Source organism: Rhodopseudomonas telluris (genome assembly GCF_042432815.1).
Lineage (GTDB): Bacteria > Pseudomonadota > Alphaproteobacteria > Rhizobiales > Xanthobacteraceae > Rhodopseudomonas > Rhodopseudomonas telluris.
This window is the reverse complement of sequence record NZ_JBHLWM010000001.1, coordinates 627,267-646,588: the sequence shown is the minus strand read 5'-3', so window position 1 is coordinate 646,588 and position 19,322 is coordinate 627,267. Positions and strand designations below refer to the sequence as shown.

Sequence of the window (19,322 nt, the reverse complement as noted above, 5' to 3'; positions counted from 1 at the left end):
TTAACCCCGGTATCCGAAGAATACCATTGATGGCATCGATGCAAACCAGCCCCTCACCGCGCCCAGGATCATCGGGTGGCGCAGATGCCGCCGCGCGTGCGGCGGAGCTGTCGGCTGCGAATATCAATCCGAAAACCGGGCTCGCAACCGACTATTTGAACCACTTCAACGAAGCCATCATGCTGCTCGAAATGATTCCGGACATGCCCGAATGTTCGGAGGACTTCCTCGGCTGGCAGCCCCTGTCCTATGCGGAACACTTCAAGCTCTCGAACTTCAAGGCGCGCGATCTCGCGATCGACGCCTATGAACATGCCGATCCCGGCATCCGCCAGGACTTCGACGAAGTCACCAGCAACATGACCGCGATTCTTTCGGCGATCGGCGATGCCATGCGCGGCGCCAAGCAGGATTCGACGCGCACCAAGCTGGCGGAGGAAGCGGTCGGTTGGATCAAACCGCTGATCGGGCGCGCCGGCGGCATCATCAACGGCCAGGGTAGCGCAGCGGACGTCGACTTCATCATGTCGCACTGACCAGCCGTGTCTTCGGAACCACCCCGCCATCCTCAACTCGCCGTCAGCGCCTCCATTTTTCGCGACGGCCGCGTGCTGCTGGTCCGCCGCGCGCGATCGCCCGGCAAGGGCTTCTATTCCCTGCCCGGCGGCCGGGTCGAATTCGGCGAAACGCTCGAAGCGGCATTGACGCGCGAGATCGCGGAGGAGACCGCTCTGACCGTCAGAATCACCGGTCTCTCCGGTTGGCGCGAGGTCGTGCCGGGGCCGACGAATGCCGGGCACTACGTGATTCTGTCCTTCGCAGCACGTTGGATCGCCGGCGATCCGGCACTGAACGACGAACTCGACGACGCCGTCTGGGTGGCCCCCGAGTCGGTCGGCAAGTTCAAGGTCACCGAGGGCCTGCCGGCGATCGTCGCGGCCGCGCGCGCCCTGATCGGAACCTGACCCGCCATAAGCTTGCCGCTGCGGCGGAAAAAGCCTATCAGGCCGCGTCGGGATCCCCTCATGCTGAAGCGCCTGTTCGCCCTTTCACTCGTGGTTGCGACCTGCAGCCTTGCCCCGGCGCGCGCGCAGGACGGCGCCGCGCCGTTCGATGCCGACCTCCAACGCTTCGCCGAGATTCTGGGAACGCTGCATTACCTGCGCGGAATCTGCGGCAGCAATGAAGGCGCCAAATGGCGCAACGAGATGCAGGCCTTGATCGACGCCGAAACGCCCTCAGGAGAGCGTCGCACCCGGCTGATCGCCGGATTCAATCGGGGCTACAACGGGTTCCAGCAGACCTATCGGACCTGCACGCCGGCCGCCAAGGTGGCGATTCGCCGATATCTCGAGGAAGGTTCCAAGATCTCCCGCGATCTGACCGCCCGCTACGCGAACTGAGCGGACCTCGGGTTTATCCCAGGCCGTTAACCTTTCCTAAAGAACTCCCTAGCCGGCGTCCGTGTGCGTGGTAACACTTCGGAATTGCCGGTCCGCAGTGGACCGGGCCCTACCTTGTTGAGATTCATGAGCGTCACGACTTACCCTCCCGAGCGCGACCTGCAGGCTGACCGCGAGCAGAAGCAGACGGCGCTCAGCTATCTCAGCGAAGCCTGGGCCGAGGCCTTGCACGACGGCGTCGACGGCGATTGCCTGGCGCAGGCGAGCTTGTTCACCGCCTTCGCGGAGCTGGTCGGCACCTACGGCGAGGATGCCGTGGCGAAGTTCGTCGAGGGCCTTCCGGGCCGGGTTCGCAACGGCGAATTCTCGATCGCGCTCGCAAAGCAGTAACGGCTCCCTGCAAGCGTCTGACGCCCGTCGCAAGCGGGCTCCGATACGCAGGCCGCATTTGACGGATTGTCCGCTGCACTTGGCCGTACGGAATGAGCCGACGCCGAACCTCAGTTTCGCGCGAAGGCCTGAAGCCCCTTGAAGGTGAGTCGCTTCGGATCCTTGACGCCCGCCAGATAAAATCGGCGGATGAATTCGGTCACGGCGGTTCGGTCACATCCGGTCAAGGTCACGATGGCATCGACCGCGGTCTTCTGAGCTTCCATCTGGAATCCCCCTTAGGCGTATCGGTCACTCCACGACCCGGCGATCGTTGCGACTTTCAAAGGCTGCGCCGCATTCGTTGATTTGCTGTTAACCAACGCCTCGAACCCGATCCGGCGCGCGCCAGCCGAATCGTGTGCCATCATCGCTGATGATACTCGCGGCGAGGATACGCAGAATCCCCCACCGGAGTTCCCCTGAGGTGCTGACAAAATGACGCAGGGCCTCAGCGCGCCTCGTGTCGGCTGCTGTCAATGCGCAGGCTCCATGCGGCTCGCGATCAGTTCGGCCGCCGCCGCCGAAATCGCAAGGACGAGATCGTGCTCGACTCGACTGGCCTCTACCGCGGCGATCTCGTGGTATTCAACACCACGATCGACGTGCCGGGCTGAAGCGTTCTGCCTCGTAGCATCAAAGCAGGCGCTCTGGATCGCTCACAACAAGCAAGACCTCATGGTGAGGAGGCGCGCAGCGCCGTCTCGAACCATGCGCCGCCGGCACTGCGTGGCCCCATCCTTCGAGACGCCCGGCTTCGCCGGGCTCCTCAGGATGAGGAGTCAGTGTACTTGGGCACGTCGCTTCAATTAGTCGAGGACGATGCCTTCCAGGACAAGCACAGCCTATGGCTTCAGCGTCTCCAGAAACCGCACCGGCTCGCCGGTGGACGGGGTCGTCAGTTCGCCCTGCCACATCACTTTGGCGCCGCGTACGAAGGTGCCTACCGGCCAGCCGGTGACGCGGACGCCGTCATAGGGCGTCCAGCCGGCGCGCGAGGCGACCCAGTCGTTGGTGATGGTCTCGCTTCGCTTGAGATCGACCACCGTGAAGTCGGCGTCGAAGCCGGCGGCAATGCGGCCCTTGCAGGCGATGTTGAACAGCCGCGCCGGGCCGGCGCTGGTGAGATCGACAAAGCGCGCCAGCGACAGCCGGCCGGCATTGACGTGATCCAGCATGGTCGGCACCAGCGTCTGTACGCCGGTCATGCCCGAGGGCGAGGCCGGATAGACCTTGGCCTTCTCTTCGAGCGTATGCGGCGCGTGGTCGGAGCCGAGCACATCGACGACGCCCTGGGCCAGACCGTGCCAGATGCCGTCGCGATGCCAGGCGTCGCGCACCGGCGGATTCATCTGCGCCTTGGTGCCGAGCCGCTCGTAACACTCCGGCGCCACCAGCGTCAGGTGATGCGGCGTCACCTCGACCGATGCGACGTCCTTATGCTCGCGTAAAAACTCCATCTCCTGCCGCGTCGAGATATGCAGCACGTGGATCCGCTTGCCGGTCTCGCGCGCGATCGCCACCAGCCGCTGTGTCGCCTGCAACGCCGCAACGTCGTCGCGCCAGACCGGATGCGAGCGCGGGTCGCCCTCGATCCGCTCGCCCTTGCGGTCGTTGAGCCGATACTCGTCTTCGGCGTGGAACGCCGCGCGACGCTGAATCACCGACAGGATGCGGCGCAGGCTCGGATCATCCTCGACCAGCAGGCTGCCGGTCGACGAGCCGATGAACACTTTCACGCCGGCGCAGCCGCGGGCGCGCTCGAGCTTGGGCAACTCCTCGACATTGTCGCGGGTGCCGCCGATGAAGAACGCAAAGTCGCAATGCATCCGGTGCTCGGCACGCGCGACCTTGTCGGTGAAGGTCTCCTCGGTCACCGTCAGCGGATTGGTGTTGGGCATTTCGAACACCGCGGTGACGCCGCCCATCACGGCGCTGCGCGAGCCGGTTTCGAGGTCTTCTTTGTGGGTGAGCCCCGGCTCGCGGAAATGCACCTGGGTGTCGATCACGCCAGGCAGCACATGCAGGCCGCGGCAATCGATCGTCTCGCCGGCCTGTTCGGCGCCGAGCGAGCCCAGCGCGGCGATCCGGCCATCCTTGATGCCGATGTCGCTAACGCCCTCGCCGTCCTGGTTGACGATGGTGCCGCCCTTCAGAATCGTGTCGAATGTGCCGGTCATGGTCCTCGAAAGCCTCTCGGCGGTGCGCATCTTGCAGGGCTTGTCGACCAAGCCTTGTTTGAGCGTGCCTTGTTGCGTGCGGTTCGGCCGCTTATTTTGGCAGTCATAGCCGGCCCGGGCGTCTGCGCAAAGGACGTTCCTGACCGGCGTTTCGGCAGAATTCGATCGAGAATTTGATGAAGGCGACATTTCTTTCCGACCGTGGCGTGCTCAAGATCAGCGGTCCCGACGCACGGCACCTGCTGAACGGCTTGGTCACCACCGACCTGACCAAGCTGGTTCCCGGGCAGGGCCGGTTCGGTGCGCTGCTGACGCCGCAAGGCAAGATCGTCAGCGATTTCTTCATCACGGAGCTGCCGCCCGAAGACGATGGCGGCCTGCTGCTCGATTGCCCAAAGGCGCTCGCCGAACCGCTCGCTACCAAGCTGAAATTCTACAAGCTGCGCGCCAAGGTGCTGATCGAGAACCTGTCCGACCGACTCGGCGTGCTGGCGGTGTGGGACGGCGTGCTGGCGCAGCCGCCCGAAATGGGCTTCGTCGATCCGCGCGCCGACCAGCTCGGCTGGCGAGTCATCGTTCCGGAATTGCTGGCAGAAGCGACCGCTGAAGCGCTCGGAGCCACGCTCGTCGCGCCAAGCGATTACGACACGCACAGGATCGCCTGCGGCGTGCCAAACGGCGGCGCCGACTTCGCCTATTCGGACGCGTTCCCGCATGAGGCCAATATGGACCGGCTGCACGGCGTCGATTTCAGCAAGGGCTGCTACATCGGCCAAGAGGTGGTGTCGCGGATGCACCATCGCGGCACCGCGCGCACCCGGATCGTGCGCGTGACCTTCGACGGCGACGCGCCGCAGGCCGGCAGCGACATCGCTGCAGGCGACAAGGCTGTCGGCACGATGGGGTCATCGGTGCCCGGCCGCGGGCTGGCGCTGCTGCGGATCGACCGTGTCGCCGAAGCGCGCCAGGCCGGACTGTCGCTCGTTGCTGGCGGCGTCACGCTGACGATCGCCGATCCCGACGACTTGACGCCCGCGCAGCGCAGGACCGGCACATGAGCCGCGGCCCCCGGCTCGGCGCCGATGGACTGAATCGCTGCCCGTGGCCGGGCGACGATCCCTTGTACGTCGCCTATCACGACACCGAATGGGGCGTCCCCGAATACGACGACCGCGCGCTGTTCGAGAAACTGATCCTCGACGGCTTTCAGGCCGGGCTGTCGTGGATCACCATCCTGCGCAAGCGCGACAATTTCCGCCGCGCCTTCGACGATTTCGATCCGGCCAAGATCGCGCGCTACGACGCAGACAAGATCGCCGCGCTGATGAACGATGTCGGCATTGTCCGTAACCGCGCCAAGATCGAAGGTGCGATCGGCAGCGCCAAAGCATGGCTGAAAATCCAGGAGGAAGGCCCCGGCTTTTCCAAATGGCTGTGGGGCTTCGTCGGCGGCGCACCGAAGGTGAACGCGTTCAAGACCACCGCGGGCGTGCCAGCTTCGACGCCGCTGTCGGTGAAAATTTCAAAGGAGCTGTCGGCGCGCGGATTTAAATTCGTCGGGCCGACCATCGTGTACGCCTTCATGCAGGCGGTCGGCATGGTCAACGATCATCTGGTCGACTGCCATTGCCACGCGCGGTGCGGCGCCATGACGAAACCGCAGCGGCGCATCGCTACTAAGCAGCCGAACCGGACCGTGCGTCAGCGCTGATCGACGGTCCGCCGCAGCACCATCTCGGACAGCGTCACCACCAGCTTCTTCAGCGATTCGTTCTCTTGCTGGAGCGACTCCAGTGTCGGTTCGGGCGCGCGCGCGTCATGCGTGCTCCCCGGCGGTGATCGCTTCACATCGGAGCGGGCAGACTGTCCGGCCATTTAATTCAACTCCCCAGGACTAGGATTAATTCGAACGCGCGGCGAATCTGCCGATTTAATTAACGTATCCTTATTTAATTTTTGCGGGCTGCTCAATGTCTCAAACAGCCCGTGCAAAACTTCGACGACACGGTGGCCGAGATCGGGCGGGCGGGCCCGCTCCGCACGGAACCGCGACCTCGGATTGCTGTCGATATGGCCGGCGAATCGCACTACTGACGAAGCCGTATGAGCAAAGCCGCCCCGCCCTCACGAGCCGCAGATCGCGTCTGGCAACGCATGTTGTCCGGCCGTCGTCTCGACCTTCTCGATCCATCGCCGCTCGATATCGAGATCGCCGACATCGCCCATGGCCTCGCGCGGGTTGCGCGATGGAATGGCCAGACCAGCGGCGCGAATATCTTTTCGGTGGCGCAGCACACGCTGCTGGTCGAAGCGGTGATGCGGCAGAAAAGCCCGCGGATCGACGCGCGCCTGCGCCTTGCCGCGCTGCTGCACGACGCGCCGGAATACGTGATCGGCGACATGATCTCGCCGTTCAAGGCGGTGATTGGCGCATCTTATAAGAGCGTCGAGAAGCGGTTGCTGGGAGCGATCCACATTCGCTTCGGGCTGCCGGCGGAACTCGACGAGGCGATCGAACGGCAGATCAAGGCGGCCGATCGCGGCGCTGCTTACCTCGAAGCAACTGCTTTGGCTGGCTTCACAAAAGCCGAGGCGAAGCGGCTGTTCGGCAACGATCCCAGGCTGCCGCCGAGCGTGCAGGACGATTATCTGACGCCGTGGTCGGCCGGAAAGGCCGAAAAGCGGTTCCTCGCCCGCTTCGACGCACTATGCGGCAAACCTGGGGCAGTCGCCGGGTGAGCCGAATTGGTGCGATGCGTTCGCATTTTTCGGTCCCCTGCCGTCCCCAGTTGGCAACCGCTCGCGTCATCGCGCTTTCACCGCCCCGGGCGCAGGATTAAGATCGCCCGCAACTCCGGGAAGGCTCCATGATTCACGTCTGCTCGCTCGCAGCCCTGCACCCGACCGTCGCGGCGACTGGCGCCAGCCATATCCTGTCGGTGATGGCGAATGTCGACCAGGTGCAGCGCCCCGCTTCGGTGCTCGAGGTCAACCATCTGCGGATCTCGATGGATGACATCACCGAGCACATGGACGGCTTCGTCGCGCCGAACGAAACCCATGTGGCCGACCTGCTCCACTTCGTCCGCGGCTGGGACCGCGCGGCGCCGCTGGTGGTGCATTGCTACGCGGGGATCAGCCGTTCGACCGCGAGCGCCTTCGCGGCCGCCTGCGCGCTCAACCCGCATCGCGACGAGCTGACGATCGCGCGGCAGATCCGCGACGCCTCGCCGAGCGCCTACCCCAACCGACTGATCGTGACGCTCGCCGACCGCGCGCTCGGCCGCGACGGCCGGATGCTGCGGGCGCTCGAGGCGATCGGACCGGGCAATCTCGGCGTCGAGGGCCAGCCGTTCCGCATCGATCTCGAATGACGATCGCAACCGCATGAGCGACAAGCTTTCGAGCGCCGACAAGCTTGCGAGCGATAGTCCGCCGATCCCGATCGAGATCGGACTAACCGCCGCGATCGTCGCGATCGAGAACAACGAGCCGCTGATCCTGACCGCGTCCGGCGGCAGCGCCGGCCTCGGCCTGCCGTACGGGCCGTTCGACGCGATCTCGCATCGGACGCTGGAAATCGGCCTGCGCGCATGGGTGGAGGAGCAGACCGGGCTGCGGCTCGGCTATGTCGAGCAGCTCTACACCTTCGGCGACCGTGGCCGTCACGCGCGGATCGGCGACACCGACGTGCACGTCGCCTCGATCGGTTACCTGGCGCTGACCCGCGCGGTCGACAACGCCGCGCGCGCCGCCGGCGCGAGCTTCGAGCCGTGGTATCGCTTCTTCCCCTGGGAAGACTGGCGCGAACGACGCCCCGAGATCATCGAGCGCAGCATCATTCCCGAACTCACGACCTGGGCGAACCAGGCCGAACAGCCCGACACCGCGCGTGCGCTGGCGCGCAAGGATCGGGTGCGGCTGTATTTCGGCATCGACGGCGCGCAGTGGGACGAGGAGCGCGTGCTCGACCGCTACGAGCTACTCTATGAGGCCGGCCTGATCGAAGAGGCTCGGCGCGACGGCCGCCCCGCGGCGCTGGCCCGCGCGAAGCTGCCGCCGCTCGGCGTGGCGATGCGATTCGATCATCGCCGCATCCTGGCGACCGCGATCGCGCGGCTGCGCGCCAAGCTCAAATACCGTCCGGTGGTCTTCGAATTGCTCCCGCCGGAATTCACGCTGACGGACTTGCAGCACACCGTCGAGGCCATTTCGGGCCGCCATTTGCACAAGCAGAACTTCCGGCGGCTGGTCGAAGCCGGGGCGCTCGTCGAACCAACCGGCGAGATGTCGACACGAACAGGCGGACGTCCCGCCGCGCTGTTCCGCTTCCGCCGCGAAGTGCTGCAGGAGCGCCCGGCGCCGGGCCTGCGCGTGCGCGGCCGGCGCTGATCCCGTAATATCCGCGACCAGCCCCGAGTCCGGGCGCCGCGCCTGGAGACATGATGTTCGAACTGCTGTCGCTCGTGATCGCCCTCGTCGCCTTGATGCTGGCGCGCAAGGCCAACAACCGCTCCCTCGCGCTGCAGGCGCGGCTCGACGCGCTGCAAGCCGGTCAGCCGCTGGCGCCGCGGCCGAGCGCCACAGCCGCCACGGCGCCGCCTCGCACGCCCGTCGTGGGCGAAGTGCCGCTGGCGCCCGACCTTCAACCTGCCGAGGAAATCACGACGACCGCGGCGGCTGAGCCTGCCGAGCCCGCGCTGTCCCCCACCGAACAGCCGGCGGCCACGGCCGTGCCGCCCGCGGCTCCTGCATCGCCGGAAGCGAAGCCCGGTTTCGAAGAGCGCATCGGCACTCGCTGGGTGGTGTGGGTCGGCGGCCTGACGCTGGCGCTCGGCGGCTTCTTCATGGTGCGCTACTCGATCGAGCAAGGCCTGCTGGGCCCGGGCGTGCGCGTGCTGCTCGGCGGCCTGTTCGCGCTGGCGCTGCTCGGCGCCGGCGAATGGACGCGGCGCAAGGACGACGTCGCCAACATCCGCACGCTGCCGATCGCCAACATCCCGGCGATCCTCACCGCCGCCGGCACCGCGACGGCGTTCGCGACGGTGTATGCCGCCTACGCGCTGTACGACTTCCTTGCGCCAGCCAGCGCCTTCATCCTGCTCGGACTGGTCGCGCTCGGCACGCTCGCGGCGGCGCTGCTACACGGCCCCGCGCTGGCCGGACTCGGCGTCGTTGCCGGCTTCGTCACGCCGATCCTGGTGTCGTCGGGCAAGCCGGACTACTGGGCGCTGTATATCTATCTGGCGGTGATCACCGCAGCCTCGTTCGGCCTCGCCCGAATCCGGCTGTGGCGATGGCTGGCGCTGGCGACGATCGCGCTCGCCTTCCTATGGACGCTGCCGGGGCTCGACATCGTGGCGCAATCGCTGGCGCCTCCGACCTTCCACGTCATCGCCAGCTTCGCGCTCGCCGCGCTGCTGGTGGTCGGCGGCTTCCTGTTCGGACCGTCGCAGGACGACGGCCGGATCGAACCGATCTCGTCCGGATCGCTGGCGACTTTCCTACTCGCGGCCGCGCTGATCGTGGTCGATTGCGGCCACAGCGATGCGGCGATGATCGTGTTCGCGCTGCTGGTCGCCGCGACGCTCGGCATCGCCTGGCGCGCGGCGTCGGCGACCGCGGCCGTCGCGGCCGCCGCTGTGCTGGCGGCCCTGGTGTTCCTGCTGTGGGCGGTGCGGACGATGCCCGAACTGCTCGTGCTGCAGGGTGCGCCGCTGCCCGGCATCGACGCGGATCCGCTCGCCGGTTCGGTGACGACGCATCTGATCGTCGCGGCGTTGTTCGCGCTCGGCTTCGGCGGCGCCGGCCTGCTGGCGCAGGGCCGCGGCACCAACGCGGCCGTGCCGGTTGTGTGGGCCGCAGCGGGCGTATTCGCGCCGCTGGCGCTGCTGATCGCGCTGTATGCGCGCATTGCTCATCTCGATCGCTCGATCCCGTTCGCGATCGTTGCGGTGCTGATCGCCGCGGCGTTCGGCGCGGCGACGGAAGCACTCAGCAAACGCGACAAACGTCCCGGCCTCGCGATCTCGACGGCGCTCTACGCCACCGGCACGCTCGGCGCCTTGGCGCTGGCGCTGACCTTCGCGCTGGAGAAGGGCTGGCTGACGATCGCGCTGGCGCTGATGAGCGCGGCCACCGCCTGGATCTCGCTGCAGCGGCCGATCCCGTTCCTGCGCTGGCTCGCCGCGATCCTCGCCGCCATCGTGGTGATGCGGATCGGCTGGGAACCGCGCATCGTCGGCGATGCGGTCGGCACCACGCCGATCTTCAACTGGCTGCTGTGGGGCTATGGCGTGCCGGCGGCGTCGTTCTGGCTGGGCAGCGTCTGGCTGCGCCGGCGCGGCGACGACGTGCCGCTACGCATGGTGGAATCCGCCGCGATCCTGTTCACCGTGCTGCTGGCCTTCCTGCAGATCCGCCACGCGGTGAACGGCGGCGACGTGTATCACGACAACGCCGGGCTGACCGAGGTCGCGCTGCAGGTCTGCGTCGCGCTGGCAATGGCGATCGGGCTGGAGCGGCTGCGTCGCCGCAGCCACAGCATCGTCCACAACGTCGCCGCGGTGCTGCTCGCCGTGTTCGCCGCGCTCGCGAGCCTCGGTGGATTGCTGCTGCTGGAAAACCCGCTGTTCTGGTCGGCATATATCAACGGCCTGGTGCTGAACCAGCTGCTGCTCGCTTATGCCGCGCCAGCGCTGCTCGCCTTGCTGCTGTCCTACGCGGTCGCGGGACTTCGTCGTCCGTCTTACGCCAACAGCTTCGCCGCGCTCGCGCTGCTGATGGGGCTCGCTTACGTGACGCTGGAAATCCGCCGCCTGTATCAAGGCCCGGTGCTGTCGATGGGCGACGCCAGCGATGCGGAGCAATACACCTACTCGCTGGCCTGGCTCGGCTGCGGCGTGCTGTTGCTCGGCGCCGGCTTGCTGTTCGACTCGCAACGCGCCCGCCTCGCGTCGGCGGTGGTGATCGCCCTCACGATCGGCAAGGCGTTCCTGATCGACATGTCGACACTCACCGGCGTGTACCGGGCGCTGTCGTTCATGGGTCTGGGTCTGGTGCTGGTGGCGATCGGCTGGCTGTACCAGCGTATCCTGTTCCGCCCGCGGTCGGGATCGCAGGCCCCTGTCGCACCGCCGACGACTTAGCTTGAGCGACTCGGGCTCTCTTTCGTCATGCCCGGCCTTGTGCCGGGCATCCACGCATGCGGCAGACGCGGCGCGCAAGACGTGGATGGCCGGGACAAGCCCGGCCACGACGAAGTAAGTGCGGTTACTCAGCGGCAGAGCACACGTCGAGAGATGGACGCCCCAAGCCTATCCACCGGCACTGAATCCTCATCCTGAAGGAGCCCGGCGAAGCCGGGCGTCTCGAAGGATGGGGCCACACCGTGTTCGCGGCGCATGCTTCGAGACAGCGCGTAGCGCCTCCTCAGCATGAGGAAGTGCGTGTGGCGAGAGGGTTCTGAAGCTCAGTGCTAATCAGTCCGTCGAGCGGCGGAGCTCGGACGCTGCTTCGACCTTCGCGGCTTCCCTGGGCGCTTCGAGGCGGGTCGCCTCGACGCGCGGGGTCGGGACGCTGGCGACGACTTCCTTCGGGGCAGCGTCGGCCGACCGGGCCGGACGCGGGGCGCGCGGCTGACGTGCCAGCGCGCGGGCCATCATCATCTGACCCGTGCCCTGATGGCGGAAGTCGCAATAGGCGAAGCCCATGCCTGACACCGAGCCACGGAAGCTACGCTCGCTGGTCTTGTCGAGATTGAAGCAGGGATCGAACGGGATGCCCTTGATGGATGCGCAGATGGACTGGCCGCGCACCTGGAGCGTGTTGCCGGGCAGCCGCATGAAGCGGTTCGGCCCGGAGCCGGAGAACTGCACCGAGCCGGCGGCGCCGCCGTCGTCGAAGACGCGGCCGGCGCCGCGGGTGCCGTCGAAGCAGGTAAAGGCAAACACCTTGCCGGAGACAAACTTGCGGGCTTCGTCTGCGTTCATCGACCCTGCCATCGCGGGCAGGACCGTCGCTCCAGCCATCAGGGCTCCGTAGACGATACGCGAGAACATGCCTGAACTCCTACTGGCGCGGGGATTCTTCCGTTAACCCGCTCCTTACCATACAAACTGCGGCAACATTGGCGCAGCTTGGTTGGTAAAGTCTGAACGGCTACGCAATTTTCACCACGATTCGACCGCGCACTTGGCCCGCCAGAACTTTGGCACCGGTGTCGATCACCTGGTCGAGGCCGATTTCCTGGGTCATCTGCCCGAGTTTTGCGCGATCGAGGTCGGTCGCGAGCCGGCTCCAGGCCTTCTGGCGCTCAGGAAGCGGGCACATCACCGAGTCGATGCCGTAAAGACACACTCCGCGCAAAATGAAGGGCGCGACCGACGCGGGCAGGTCCATGCCGGCCGCGAGGCCGCAGGCCGCGATGGCGCCGCGGTACTTGGTCATCGCCAGCAGATTGGCGAGCGTGGTCGAACCGACGCTGTCGATACCGCCGGCCCAGCGTTCCTTGCCGAGCGGCTTGCCGGGCGCGGAGAGTTCGTTGCGGTCGATGATCTCGGTAGCGCCGAGCTCGCGCAGATAGGCCTCCTCCGAGGTGCGACCGGTCGAGGCGATGACGTGGTAGCCGAGCTTCGACAGCAGCGCGATCGCCACCGAGCCGACACCGCCGGCCGCGCCGGTCACCACCACCGGGCCGTCCTTCGGCGTCAGGCCGTGCTTCTCCAGCGCCAGCACGCTGAGCATCGCGGTGTAGCCCGCGGTGCCGATCGCCATCGCGTCGCGCGCGCTGATGCCGTCGGGCAGCCGCACCAGCCAGTCGCCCTTCACCCGCGCCTTCTCGGCGTAGGCGCCAAGATGCGTCTCGCCCATGCCCCAGCCGTTACAGACGACCTTGTCGCCGGCCTTCCACGACGGATGACTACTCTCGAGCACGGTGCCGGCGAAATCGATGCCGGCGATCATCGGGAAACGGCGCACCACCGGCGACTTGCCGGTGACCGCGAGGCCATCCTTGTAGTTCACGGTGGACCACTCGACCGCGACGGTGACGTCGCCATCCATCAGCTCGGCGTCGTCGAACTGCGTCAGCGCTGCGGTGGTGCCCTTCTCCGCCTTGTCGATGCGGATCGCCTTGAACGTCGCCATGTCGTTTCCTCTGTGGTGTTCTTGAAACCTGCCGCTGAGTTAGAGAAAGCGGCGGTGCGCTGTAAAGATCGCGTTGCGCTGCAGCGATGCAATTCTGGCGTTCTGCTGTGACGATTTGGTCCTTTGGGCGACTGGCGGAACCACAACCTGCATGCTATATTAGATTTGCTCTTAATGAGGATAAGTCAGCATCGCTGAGCTATCCGGCGGGAAGACGCCGGACGCAGGCGATCGCGAAGATCAGATGTGTGACAGCGCCGGCCCTCCGCGGCCGGATTTCTCAGACCCAGCATATGCTCATGTTGAGCATATTTGGAGCCGAACAGGAGGCCGGGATGCCGCTTGCTGAATTGTACGGGCCGGAGAATTTCGGCCGGCCGGCATATGGCCGCGAGGCTGCGCTCCCCCGCACCGCGCCGACGCCGTCCGAGACCGCGCGCGCGCTGCCGATGCCACCGCTCGACTGGACTCCCGAGGTCGAGGCCGCGACCGCGCATCTCTATGCGCGCGTGCAGAACGTCATCCCGCCGGTCGAGTGGCCGTTCATGGCGCCCTACGTCAAGGCGATCAACGAGCTGAAGCGCGAGCGCGACGCCGTGATCCTGGCGCACAACTACCAGACGCCGGAGATCTTCCACTGCGTTTCCGACATCGTCGGCGACTCGCTGCAGCTCGCGGTCGAGGCCACCAAGGTGAAGGCCTCGACCATCATCCAGTGCGGCGTGCACTTCATGGCGGAGACCTCGAAGATCCTCAGCCCGGAGAAGCGCGTGCTGATCCCGGATTCGCGCGCCGGCTGCTCGCTGGCGTCGTCGATCACGGGCGCGGATGTGCGTTTGCTGCGCGACAAATTCCCCGGCGTGCCGGTGGTCGCTTACGTCAACACGTCCGCGGACGTGAAGGCCGAAGTCGATATCTGCTGCACCTCGTCCAACGCCGTGCAGGTCGTGGAGAGCCTCGGCGTCGACCGCGTCATCATGGTGCCGGATCAATATCTGGCGCGCTACGTCGCGTCGCAGACCAAGGTGAAGATCATCGCCTGGAAGGGCGCCTGCGAAGTGCACGAGCGCTTCACCGGCGACGAACTACGCGTGTATCGCGAGGCCGATCCGAGCGTGAAGATCATCGCGCATCCGGAATGCCCGCCGGACGTGCTGGCCGAGGCCGACTTCACCGGCTCGACCGCCCATATGATCAACTGGGTCAAGACCAAGCATCCCAGGCGCGTGGTGATGATCACCGAGTGCTCGATGGCCGACAACGTCCAGGCCGAGCTGCCGGACGTCGAGATGGTGCGACCGTGCAATCTGTGCCCGCACATGAAGCGGATCACGCTGGCGAAGATTCTCGACAGCCTGGTGTACCTGCGCGAGGAAGTAACGGTCGATCCCGCCATCATCGCGCCGGCCCGCCGCTCCGTGGAGCGGATGATCAACCTGAAGAACTGACGCCGCAGCTGGCGGCGAAGCGGACGACGGCGCCTCTGTGCGATCTCCGGCCGTCGTCCGCGTCAAGGCGTTCGCGAGACAGCGTGCGAGAGTTGGATCGCCGATGAGTATCACCCCGGATCTTGAATCGCTCGGCCGGCATGGCGACATCGTCATCGTCGGCGGCGGGCTCGCGGGCCTGTTCTGCGCGCTGAAGCTGGCGCCGCGTCCGGTGACGGTGATCAGCGCCGCGCCGCTCGGCGAAGGCGCCTCCACCGCGTGGGCGCAAGGCGGCATCGCCGCTGCAGTGGGCGAAGGCGACAGCGCGGAGTCGCACGCCGCCGACACCATCGCGGTCGGCGCCGGCATCGTCGACGAGGCGGTGGCGCTCGGGCTGGCGCGCGAAGCCGCGCCGCGCATCCACGATCTGCTCGCCTATGGCGTGCCGTTCGACCGGGACCTCGAAGGCCGCCTCGCAGTGGCGCGCGAAGCCGCGCATTCGGCGCGCCGCATCGTGCATGTCCGCGGCGACATGGCCGGCCAGGCGATCATCACCGCGCTGACCCAGGCGGTGCGCGCGACGCCCTCGATCCGCGTGCTCGAAGGCTGGAGCGCCGAAGCGCTGCTCACCGACGGCGACGCCGTCAGCGGCCTGCAACTGCGCAAGGTCGGCGCGCCATCCGCGCCGGTGCTGATCGCCGCCTCCGCCGTGGTGCTCGCCACCGGCGGCATCGGCCATCTCTACGCGGTGACGACCAATCCCGCCGAAGCCTCCGGCCAGGGTCTCGCGATCGCGGCGCGTGCCGGCGCGCTGATCGCCGATCCGGAATTCGTGCAGTTTCATCCGACCGCCATCATGGTCGGCCGCGATCCCGCGCCGCTCGCCACCGAGGCGCTGCGCGGCGAAGGCGCGACGCTGATCAACGGCGCCGGCGAGCGCTTCATGCCGGCGCTGCATCCGCTCGCCGAACTCGCGCCGCGCGACATCGTCGCCCGCGGTGTGTTCGCCGAAGTCGCCGCCGGCCGCGGCGCGTTTCTCGACGCCACGCAGGCGCTCGGCGCCAGGTTCGCGCACGAATTTCCGACCGTGTATCAGAGCTGCATCTCGGCCGGCATCGATCCGGCGACGCAGCCGATTCCGATCGCGCCGGCGGCGCATTATCACATGGGCGGCATCGCGGTGGACGAGCACGGCCGCAGCTCGCTCGGCGGCTTGTGGGCCGCCGGCGAAGTGTCGTCCACCGGCGCGCACGGCGCCAACCGCCTCGCCTCCAACTCGCTGCTCGAAGCCGTGGTGTATGCGGCGCGGATCGCCGAGGATATCGCGGGTCGCGAGTTCGCGGCCAGCAACGGCCGCTTCGATCCCGCGCAGTATCTGCGCGAAGGCACGCACGATCCCGTCCAGGAACAGAGCCTGCGCGCGCTGATGTCAGCCAAGGTCGGCGTGATCCGCGAGCGCAGCGGGCTCACCGAAGCGGTGCGCGCACTGGCTGAGTTCGAGCGAACGGCTGCCTCGCCGGCGCTTTCGAACAGCGCGACCGCCGCCCTGCTGGTTGCGACCGCCGCTCTGGCGCGGACCGAAAGCCGCGGCGCGCATTATCGCGCCGACTATCCGGCCGAGAACCCGGCGCTGGCGAAGCGCACGCTCACCACGCTGGCGGAAGCCCGCGACCGCGCGGCCGAGCTGCCCGGCGGCGCCGTGATCCTGCCGTTCCCCACCCAGCCGCAAACCGCGCTGGTCTGACCGTCCTCATTCGTCTGCTCAGGAGCAGCCTCCCATGACCCCGACCGCCTTGCTGCATCCCGACGCCTTCCTGTCGCCGCTCGCCATCGCCGATGCGGTGCGCCGCGCGCTCGACGAAGACCTCGGCCGCGCAGGCGACGTCACCTCGCTGGCGACCATCCCCGAAGCCACCCAGGCCCACGCCATCATGGTGGCGCGGCAGGCGGGCGTGATCGCCGGACTGCCGCTGGCGATCGAAGCGCTCAATCAACTGTCCGCCGACATCGCCATCACCGCGCATGTCCGCGACGGCGAGGCGGTGGCCGCCGGCGTGCATCTGCTGACATTATCCGGCCCCGCGCGCGCGATCCTCACCGCCGAGCGCACCGCGCTGAATTTCATCGGCCGGCTGTCGGGCATCGCAACGCTGACGGCCGACTACGTCCGCCACACCGCCGGCACCAAGCTGCGGGTCTGCTGCACGCGCAAGACGACGCCCGGCCTGCGCGCGCTGGAGAAATACGCGGTGCGCTGCGGCGGCGGCTTCAATCACCGCTTCGGTCTCGACGACGCGGTGCTGATCAAGGACAACCACATCGCGGTCGCCGGCGGCATCCGCCCGGTGCTGGAAGCGGCGCGGGCGAAGATCGGTCATCTCGTCAAGGTCGAGATCGAGGTCGATACGCTGGAGCAGTTGCAGGACGTGCTCGACACCGGCCTCGCCGACGTCGTGCTGCTCGACAACATGGACCTCGCTACGCTGCAGCGCGCGGTGGCGATGAGCGCAGGCCGCGTCGTGTTAGAGGCCTCCGGCGGCGTCACGCTGCAGTCGATCCGCGCCATCGCCGACACCGGCGTGGACTACGTGTCGTCCGGCGCGCTGACGCATTCCGCGCCGAACTTCGACGTCGCGCTCGATATCGACGCGTAGTTCAGCGCACCTCTCCCGCTTGCGGGAGAGGTGCGGATCGCGCAGCGATCCGGGTGAGGGCACTCCACTCCACGCGGGCTGACTCACTGCCCGGGGCACCCTCACCCCAGCCCTCTCCCGCAAGCGGGAGAGGGGGCGCGCTGTGCTCGGGGACGGCGACCTCATCTTACGCGATGGCAGCAGAACTATCGCCGAGTATAGCGCAAACCTCTCCCGCGCGCGGGAGAGGTCGGATCGCGCAGCGATCCGGGTGAGGGCACTCCACTCCACGCGGGCCGACTCACTGCCTGGGGCCCCCTCACCCCAGCCCTCTCCCGCAAGCGGGAGAGGGGGCGCGCTGCCGGTGGCGCGGGCTTGGTGCGTCTCAAATGCTTTCGGGGGCGGACGTGGCTCGCGAGCCCTGAAAAACGGTGAGTTAGTTCTTCGCGTTGATCTCGGCGGAGCTCTGCGCGGCGGCGGTGAGTTGGGCCGAGATGGCGGCGGTCTGCGCGGCGTCGCCCCAGCTCGGCGCGTCGCTGCCGTCGCCCCAGGCGCGCGGGCGATAGAAGGTGTGCACGCCGGTCTTGTACATCTTCTTCATCTCGTGCACCCAGGACGGGCGCACCCAATAGGCGTGATAATGCGTCGACTTGGCGACTTCCGGCAGCCACAGCTTGCCGTCGAGCATCGCGGCGGCGATCCGCTTGGCGCGATCCCACATCTCGGGTTCGCGCACCACGTCGGCGACGCGGTCGCAGGCGAAGGTGAACTGGCAGGCGTAACGACGGTGCTTGTTCTGATACACCACGCCGCACACATTGGTCGGATAGAAGCCGGAGAACGCCCGGTTCAGCACCACCTGCGCCACCGCGATCTGACCGCGCACCTTCTCGCCGCGCGATTCGAAATACACGGCTTCGGCCAGGCACTTCTCGTGCTTGGCGCGGAGCTTCGGATCGCTCAGTCCGAGCCGCTCCGCCGGCGTGCGGACGTGGTGATCGACGTTGACTTCGCCCTTGCCGGCGATGGTTTCGCCGGACGAATCCGGACCGACGGTCGCGGACGCCAGCGGCGCCTTCATGTCGGGATCGGCGCCGTTCGGCGACACGATCATCGGTTCTTCACCCGGCTCCCACTGCTCGAGCGATTCCTGCACGCCGCCGAGCGAGCCGGTGCCGAAGAACAGGCTCGAGGTCTTGACGGTGAATGGATCGCGCGGCGGCGCACCGGGCGTCGCGGCGCTGGCGGATGCCGGGCCATGAACCGCATCGATATCGGCGCCGGCGCCGTATTGCGGCAGCGGCTCCGACGTCAGGGCTTCGGCGAGTTCCGGATCGAGCGGCGACGTATCGCTCGGCGCCTGCTCGGCGGTCTTGGCGCCGGCGACGTTCGGCGCAGCCGAGTCGTCGGCACTGGACGGCGCGGCATCGGACGGCGCGGTCTGATCCGGCTTGAAGATCGCGAGGCGATCGCCCTTCAGGGTGCGATCGACGGTGGGGAATTCCGAGGCCTGATACTGCGACGGCGGCTGCATCAGCCGGTTGCGGCCCGCCGCTCCGGACAGACCGAGCTTTCCGTCGAGGCTGGCGAGCTGATAGGTCGAGCCCTGCGGCGTCCAGGTGCCGATCGGGCGGCCGAACGAGAACGTCGCGACCTGGATCGAGCCGACCGACGACGCGAACATCCGCTTCTGCCAGCGCTCGGTGACGCCCGGCTGGCGCACCAGCAGCGACGCTATATCCTGATAGCCGATTTCGGTCGGCATCCCCGCGAAGGCGCAGAGACCGAGACCGAAGGCCGCAATCTTTGCGCCCTTCGGCCGGTTACGCATGACTGACATCGGTACGCTCACGCAACGCTTACTCGGATCCACGTCCGACGATTTCGGACAAGTTGATCGTTTCTGGTGATATCCAATTAAAGTTGCTCACCGGTTAATCAGCGATGCGCGCGAGACACAGGCAAGCCGGACTCGTGATCGACCGAGTTCGATCGAAAAGCCTGGTAAACGGCGGCTTTTCGAAAAGCGTAAACGAACCGTTGACGATGCGATCGTCTGTGCTGGCCTGTTCACATCCCCACAGCACCGTCATGACCGGGCTC

Annotated in this window: 20 protein-coding genes; 14 read left to right on the top strand and 6 right to left on the bottom strand. The window is 67.0% G+C overall.

What is annotated here, in order from left to right; translation table 11 throughout:
* Window positions 1-29 precede the first annotated feature (29 nt).
* The 4 genes from ACFFJ6_RS02950 (at window position 30) to ACFFJ6_RS02935 (ending at window position 1,793) form a co-directional block, all read left to right on the top strand.
* On the top strand, window positions 30-536 hold the full coding sequence (locus ACFFJ6_RS02950; RefSeq protein WP_378385710.1) for a hypothetical protein: 507 nt from the start codon (window positions 30-32) through the stop codon (window positions 534-536).
* Window positions 537-542: 6 nt separating this feature from the next.
* Window positions 543-965, top strand: a complete 423-nt coding sequence (locus tag ACFFJ6_RS02945) for an NUDIX hydrolase (RefSeq protein ID WP_378384176.1) — start codon at window positions 543-545, stop codon at window positions 963-965.
* Window positions 966-1,025: 60 nt separating this feature from the next.
* A complete protein-coding gene (locus ACFFJ6_RS02940) occupies window positions 1,026-1,403 on the top strand; it encodes a TIGR02301 family protein (RefSeq protein ID WP_378384173.1) in 378 nt (125 codons plus the stop codon).
* Between the two features lie 126 nt (window positions 1,404-1,529).
* Window positions 1,530-1,793 carry a hypothetical protein gene (locus ACFFJ6_RS02935; RefSeq protein WP_378384171.1) on the top strand — a complete coding sequence of 88 codons (264 nt, stop codon included), beginning with the start codon at window positions 1,530-1,532 and terminating at the stop codon, window positions 1,791-1,793.
* Window positions 1,794-1,903: 110 nt separating this feature from the next.
* On the opposite strand, the gene ACFFJ6_RS02930 is transcribed toward ACFFJ6_RS02935, so the two are convergent.
* On the bottom strand, window positions 1,904-2,059 hold the full coding sequence (locus ACFFJ6_RS02930; protein WP_378384168.1) for a hypothetical protein: 156 nt from the start codon (window positions 2,057-2,059) through the stop codon (window positions 1,904-1,906).
* Between the two features lie 252 nt (window positions 2,060-2,311).
* Here ACFFJ6_RS02930 and ACFFJ6_RS02925 point away from each other — a divergent pair, with 252 nt between their 5' ends.
* Entirely contained in the window at window positions 2,312-2,449 is a 138-nt protein-coding gene (locus tag ACFFJ6_RS02925) for a hypothetical protein (protein WP_378384166.1), read from the top strand.
* Between the two features lie 228 nt (window positions 2,450-2,677).
* Here the strand turns inward: ACFFJ6_RS02925 and ACFFJ6_RS02920 are convergent, their stop codons facing one another.
* The gene (locus tag ACFFJ6_RS02920) at window positions 2,678-4,012 is read right to left on the bottom strand and encodes a dihydroorotase (protein WP_378384164.1); all 1,335 of its coding nucleotides are present in this window, start codon (window positions 4,010-4,012) and stop codon (window positions 2,678-2,680) included.
* A 176-nt stretch (window positions 4,013-4,188) separates the two neighbouring features.
* Between ACFFJ6_RS02920 and ygfZ the strand changes: the two genes are divergently transcribed.
* Both ygfZ and ACFFJ6_RS02910 read left to right on the top strand, forming a co-directional pair.
* Window positions 4,189-5,070, top strand: a complete 882-nt coding sequence (gene ygfZ, locus ACFFJ6_RS02915; RefSeq protein ID WP_378384162.1) for a CAF17-like 4Fe-4S cluster assembly/insertion protein YgfZ — start codon at window positions 4,189-4,191, stop codon at window positions 5,068-5,070.
* On the top strand, window positions 5,067-5,723 hold the full coding sequence (locus ACFFJ6_RS02910) for a DNA-3-methyladenine glycosylase I (protein ID WP_378384160.1): 657 nt from the start codon (window positions 5,067-5,069) through the stop codon (window positions 5,721-5,723). The genes ygfZ and ACFFJ6_RS02910 overlap by 4 nt, the downstream gene beginning before the upstream one ends.
* On the opposite strand, the gene ACFFJ6_RS02905 is transcribed toward ACFFJ6_RS02910, so the two are convergent.
* Window positions 5,714-5,887 (bottom strand): hypothetical protein, encoded by a 174-nt coding sequence (locus ACFFJ6_RS02905; protein ID WP_378384158.1) that lies wholly within the window; start codon window positions 5,885-5,887, stop codon window positions 5,714-5,716. The genes ACFFJ6_RS02910 and ACFFJ6_RS02905 overlap by 10 nt on opposite strands.
* Window positions 5,888-6,115: 228 nt before the next feature.
* Between ACFFJ6_RS02905 and ACFFJ6_RS02900 the strand changes: the two genes are divergently transcribed.
* From ACFFJ6_RS02900 to ACFFJ6_RS02885, 4 genes are all read left to right on the top strand, one after another.
* Window positions 6,116-6,751 (top strand): YfbR-like 5'-deoxynucleotidase, encoded by a 636-nt coding sequence (locus ACFFJ6_RS02900; protein ID WP_378384156.1) that lies wholly within the window; start codon window positions 6,116-6,118, stop codon window positions 6,749-6,751.
* A 128-nt stretch (window positions 6,752-6,879) separates the two neighbouring features.
* Entirely contained in the window at window positions 6,880-7,386 is a 507-nt protein-coding gene (locus ACFFJ6_RS02895) for a tyrosine phosphatase family protein (protein WP_378384154.1), read from the top strand.
* A gap of 13 nt (window positions 7,387-7,399) precedes the next feature.
* On the top strand, window positions 7,400-8,404 hold the full coding sequence (locus ACFFJ6_RS02890) for an NUDIX hydrolase (protein ID WP_378384152.1): 1,005 nt from the start codon (window positions 7,400-7,402) through the stop codon (window positions 8,402-8,404).
* Between the two features lie 53 nt (window positions 8,405-8,457).
* Window positions 8,458-11,160: a DUF2339 domain-containing protein gene (locus ACFFJ6_RS02885; RefSeq protein ID WP_378384150.1), complete on the top strand. Its 2,703-nt coding sequence runs from the start codon at window positions 8,458-8,460 to the stop codon at window positions 11,158-11,160.
* A gap of 333 nt (window positions 11,161-11,493) precedes the next feature.
* Here ACFFJ6_RS02885 and ACFFJ6_RS02880 read toward each other — a convergent pair whose 3' ends face one another.
* Both ACFFJ6_RS02880 and acuI read right to left on the bottom strand, forming a co-directional pair.
* Complete coding sequence (locus ACFFJ6_RS02880; RefSeq protein ID WP_378384148.1) at window positions 11,494-12,072, bottom strand: hypothetical protein; 579 nt, start codon at window positions 12,070-12,072, stop codon at window positions 11,494-11,496.
* 100 nt (window positions 12,073-12,172) lie between these two features.
* Window positions 12,173-13,159 carry an acrylyl-CoA reductase (NADPH) gene (gene acuI, locus ACFFJ6_RS02875; protein WP_378384146.1) on the bottom strand — a complete coding sequence of 329 codons (987 nt, stop codon included), beginning with the start codon at window positions 13,157-13,159 and terminating at the stop codon, window positions 12,173-12,175.
* Between the two features lie 335 nt (window positions 13,160-13,494).
* On the opposite strand from acuI, the gene nadA reads away from it, so the two are divergent.
* The 3 genes from nadA (at window position 13,495) to nadC (ending at window position 17,240) form a co-directional block, all read left to right on the top strand.
* A complete protein-coding gene (gene nadA / locus ACFFJ6_RS02870) occupies window positions 13,495-14,607 on the top strand; it encodes a quinolinate synthase NadA (RefSeq protein WP_378384145.1) in 1,113 nt (370 codons plus the stop codon).
* 103 nt (window positions 14,608-14,710) lie between these two features.
* Complete coding sequence (locus ACFFJ6_RS02865) at window positions 14,711-16,330, top strand: L-aspartate oxidase (protein ID WP_378384143.1); 1,620 nt, start codon at window positions 14,711-14,713, stop codon at window positions 16,328-16,330.
* A 34-nt stretch (window positions 16,331-16,364) separates the two neighbouring features.
* Window positions 16,365-17,240, top strand: a complete 876-nt coding sequence (nadC, locus tag ACFFJ6_RS02860; RefSeq protein WP_378384141.1) for a carboxylating nicotinate-nucleotide diphosphorylase — start codon at window positions 16,365-16,367, stop codon at window positions 17,238-17,240.
* A gap of 415 nt (window positions 17,241-17,655) precedes the next feature.
* Here nadC and ACFFJ6_RS02855 read toward each other — a convergent pair whose 3' ends face one another.
* Window positions 17,656-19,059 carry a cell wall hydrolase gene (locus ACFFJ6_RS02855; RefSeq protein WP_378384139.1) on the bottom strand — a complete coding sequence of 468 codons (1,404 nt, stop codon included), beginning with the start codon at window positions 19,057-19,059 and terminating at the stop codon, window positions 17,656-17,658.
* Window positions 19,060-19,322 lie beyond the last annotated feature (263 nt).

Excerpts from the sequence above, each read along its gene's own strand:
- ACFFJ6_RS02950 (WP_378385710.1), top strand. The coding sequence starts at position 30 with ATGGCATCGATGCAAACCAGCCCCTCACCGCGCCCAGGATCATCGGGT.
- ACFFJ6_RS02940 (WP_378384173.1), top strand. The coding sequence starts at position 1,026 with ATGCTGAAGCGCCTGTTCGCCCTTTCACTCGTGGTTGCGACCTGCAGC.
- ACFFJ6_RS02935 (WP_378384171.1), top strand. The coding sequence starts at position 1,530 with ATGAGCGTCACGACTTACCCTCCCGAGCGCGACCTGCAGGCTGACCGC.
- ACFFJ6_RS02930 (WP_378384168.1), bottom strand. The coding sequence starts at position 2,059 with ATGGAAGCTCAGAAGACCGCGGTCGATGCCATCGTGACCTTGACCGGA.
- ACFFJ6_RS02925 (WP_378384166.1), top strand. The coding sequence starts at position 2,312 with ATGCGCAGGCTCCATGCGGCTCGCGATCAGTTCGGCCGCCGCCGCCGA.
- ACFFJ6_RS02920 (WP_378384164.1), bottom strand. The coding sequence starts at position 4,012 with ATGACCGGCACATTCGACACGATTCTGAAGGGCGGCACCATCGTCAAC.
- ygfZ (WP_378384162.1), top strand. The coding sequence starts at position 4,189 with ATGAAGGCGACATTTCTTTCCGACCGTGGCGTGCTCAAGATCAGCGGT.
- ACFFJ6_RS02910 (WP_378384160.1), top strand. The coding sequence starts at position 5,067 with ATGAGCCGCGGCCCCCGGCTCGGCGCCGATGGACTGAATCGCTGCCCG.
- ACFFJ6_RS02905 (WP_378384158.1), bottom strand. The coding sequence starts at position 5,887 with ATGGCCGGACAGTCTGCCCGCTCCGATGTGAAGCGATCACCGCCGGGG.
- ACFFJ6_RS02900 (WP_378384156.1), top strand. The coding sequence starts at position 6,116 with ATGAGCAAAGCCGCCCCGCCCTCACGAGCCGCAGATCGCGTCTGGCAA.
- ACFFJ6_RS02895 (WP_378384154.1), top strand. The coding sequence starts at position 6,880 with ATGATTCACGTCTGCTCGCTCGCAGCCCTGCACCCGACCGTCGCGGCG.
- ACFFJ6_RS02890 (WP_378384152.1), top strand. The coding sequence starts at position 7,400 with ATGAGCGACAAGCTTTCGAGCGCCGACAAGCTTGCGAGCGATAGTCCG.
- ACFFJ6_RS02885 (WP_378384150.1), top strand. The coding sequence starts at position 8,458 with ATGTTCGAACTGCTGTCGCTCGTGATCGCCCTCGTCGCCTTGATGCTG.
- ACFFJ6_RS02880 (WP_378384148.1), bottom strand. The coding sequence starts at position 12,072 with ATGTTCTCGCGTATCGTCTACGGAGCCCTGATGGCTGGAGCGACGGTC.
- acuI (WP_378384146.1), bottom strand. The coding sequence starts at position 13,159 with ATGGCGACGTTCAAGGCGATCCGCATCGACAAGGCGGAGAAGGGCACC.
- nadA (WP_378384145.1), top strand. The coding sequence starts at position 13,495 with ATGCCGCTTGCTGAATTGTACGGGCCGGAGAATTTCGGCCGGCCGGCA.
- ACFFJ6_RS02865 (WP_378384143.1), top strand. The coding sequence starts at position 14,711 with ATGAGTATCACCCCGGATCTTGAATCGCTCGGCCGGCATGGCGACATC.
- nadC (WP_378384141.1), top strand. The coding sequence starts at position 16,365 with ATGACCCCGACCGCCTTGCTGCATCCCGACGCCTTCCTGTCGCCGCTC.
- ACFFJ6_RS02855 (WP_378384139.1), bottom strand. The coding sequence starts at position 19,059 with ATGTCAGTCATGCGTAACCGGCCGAAGGGCGCAAAGATTGCGGCCTTC.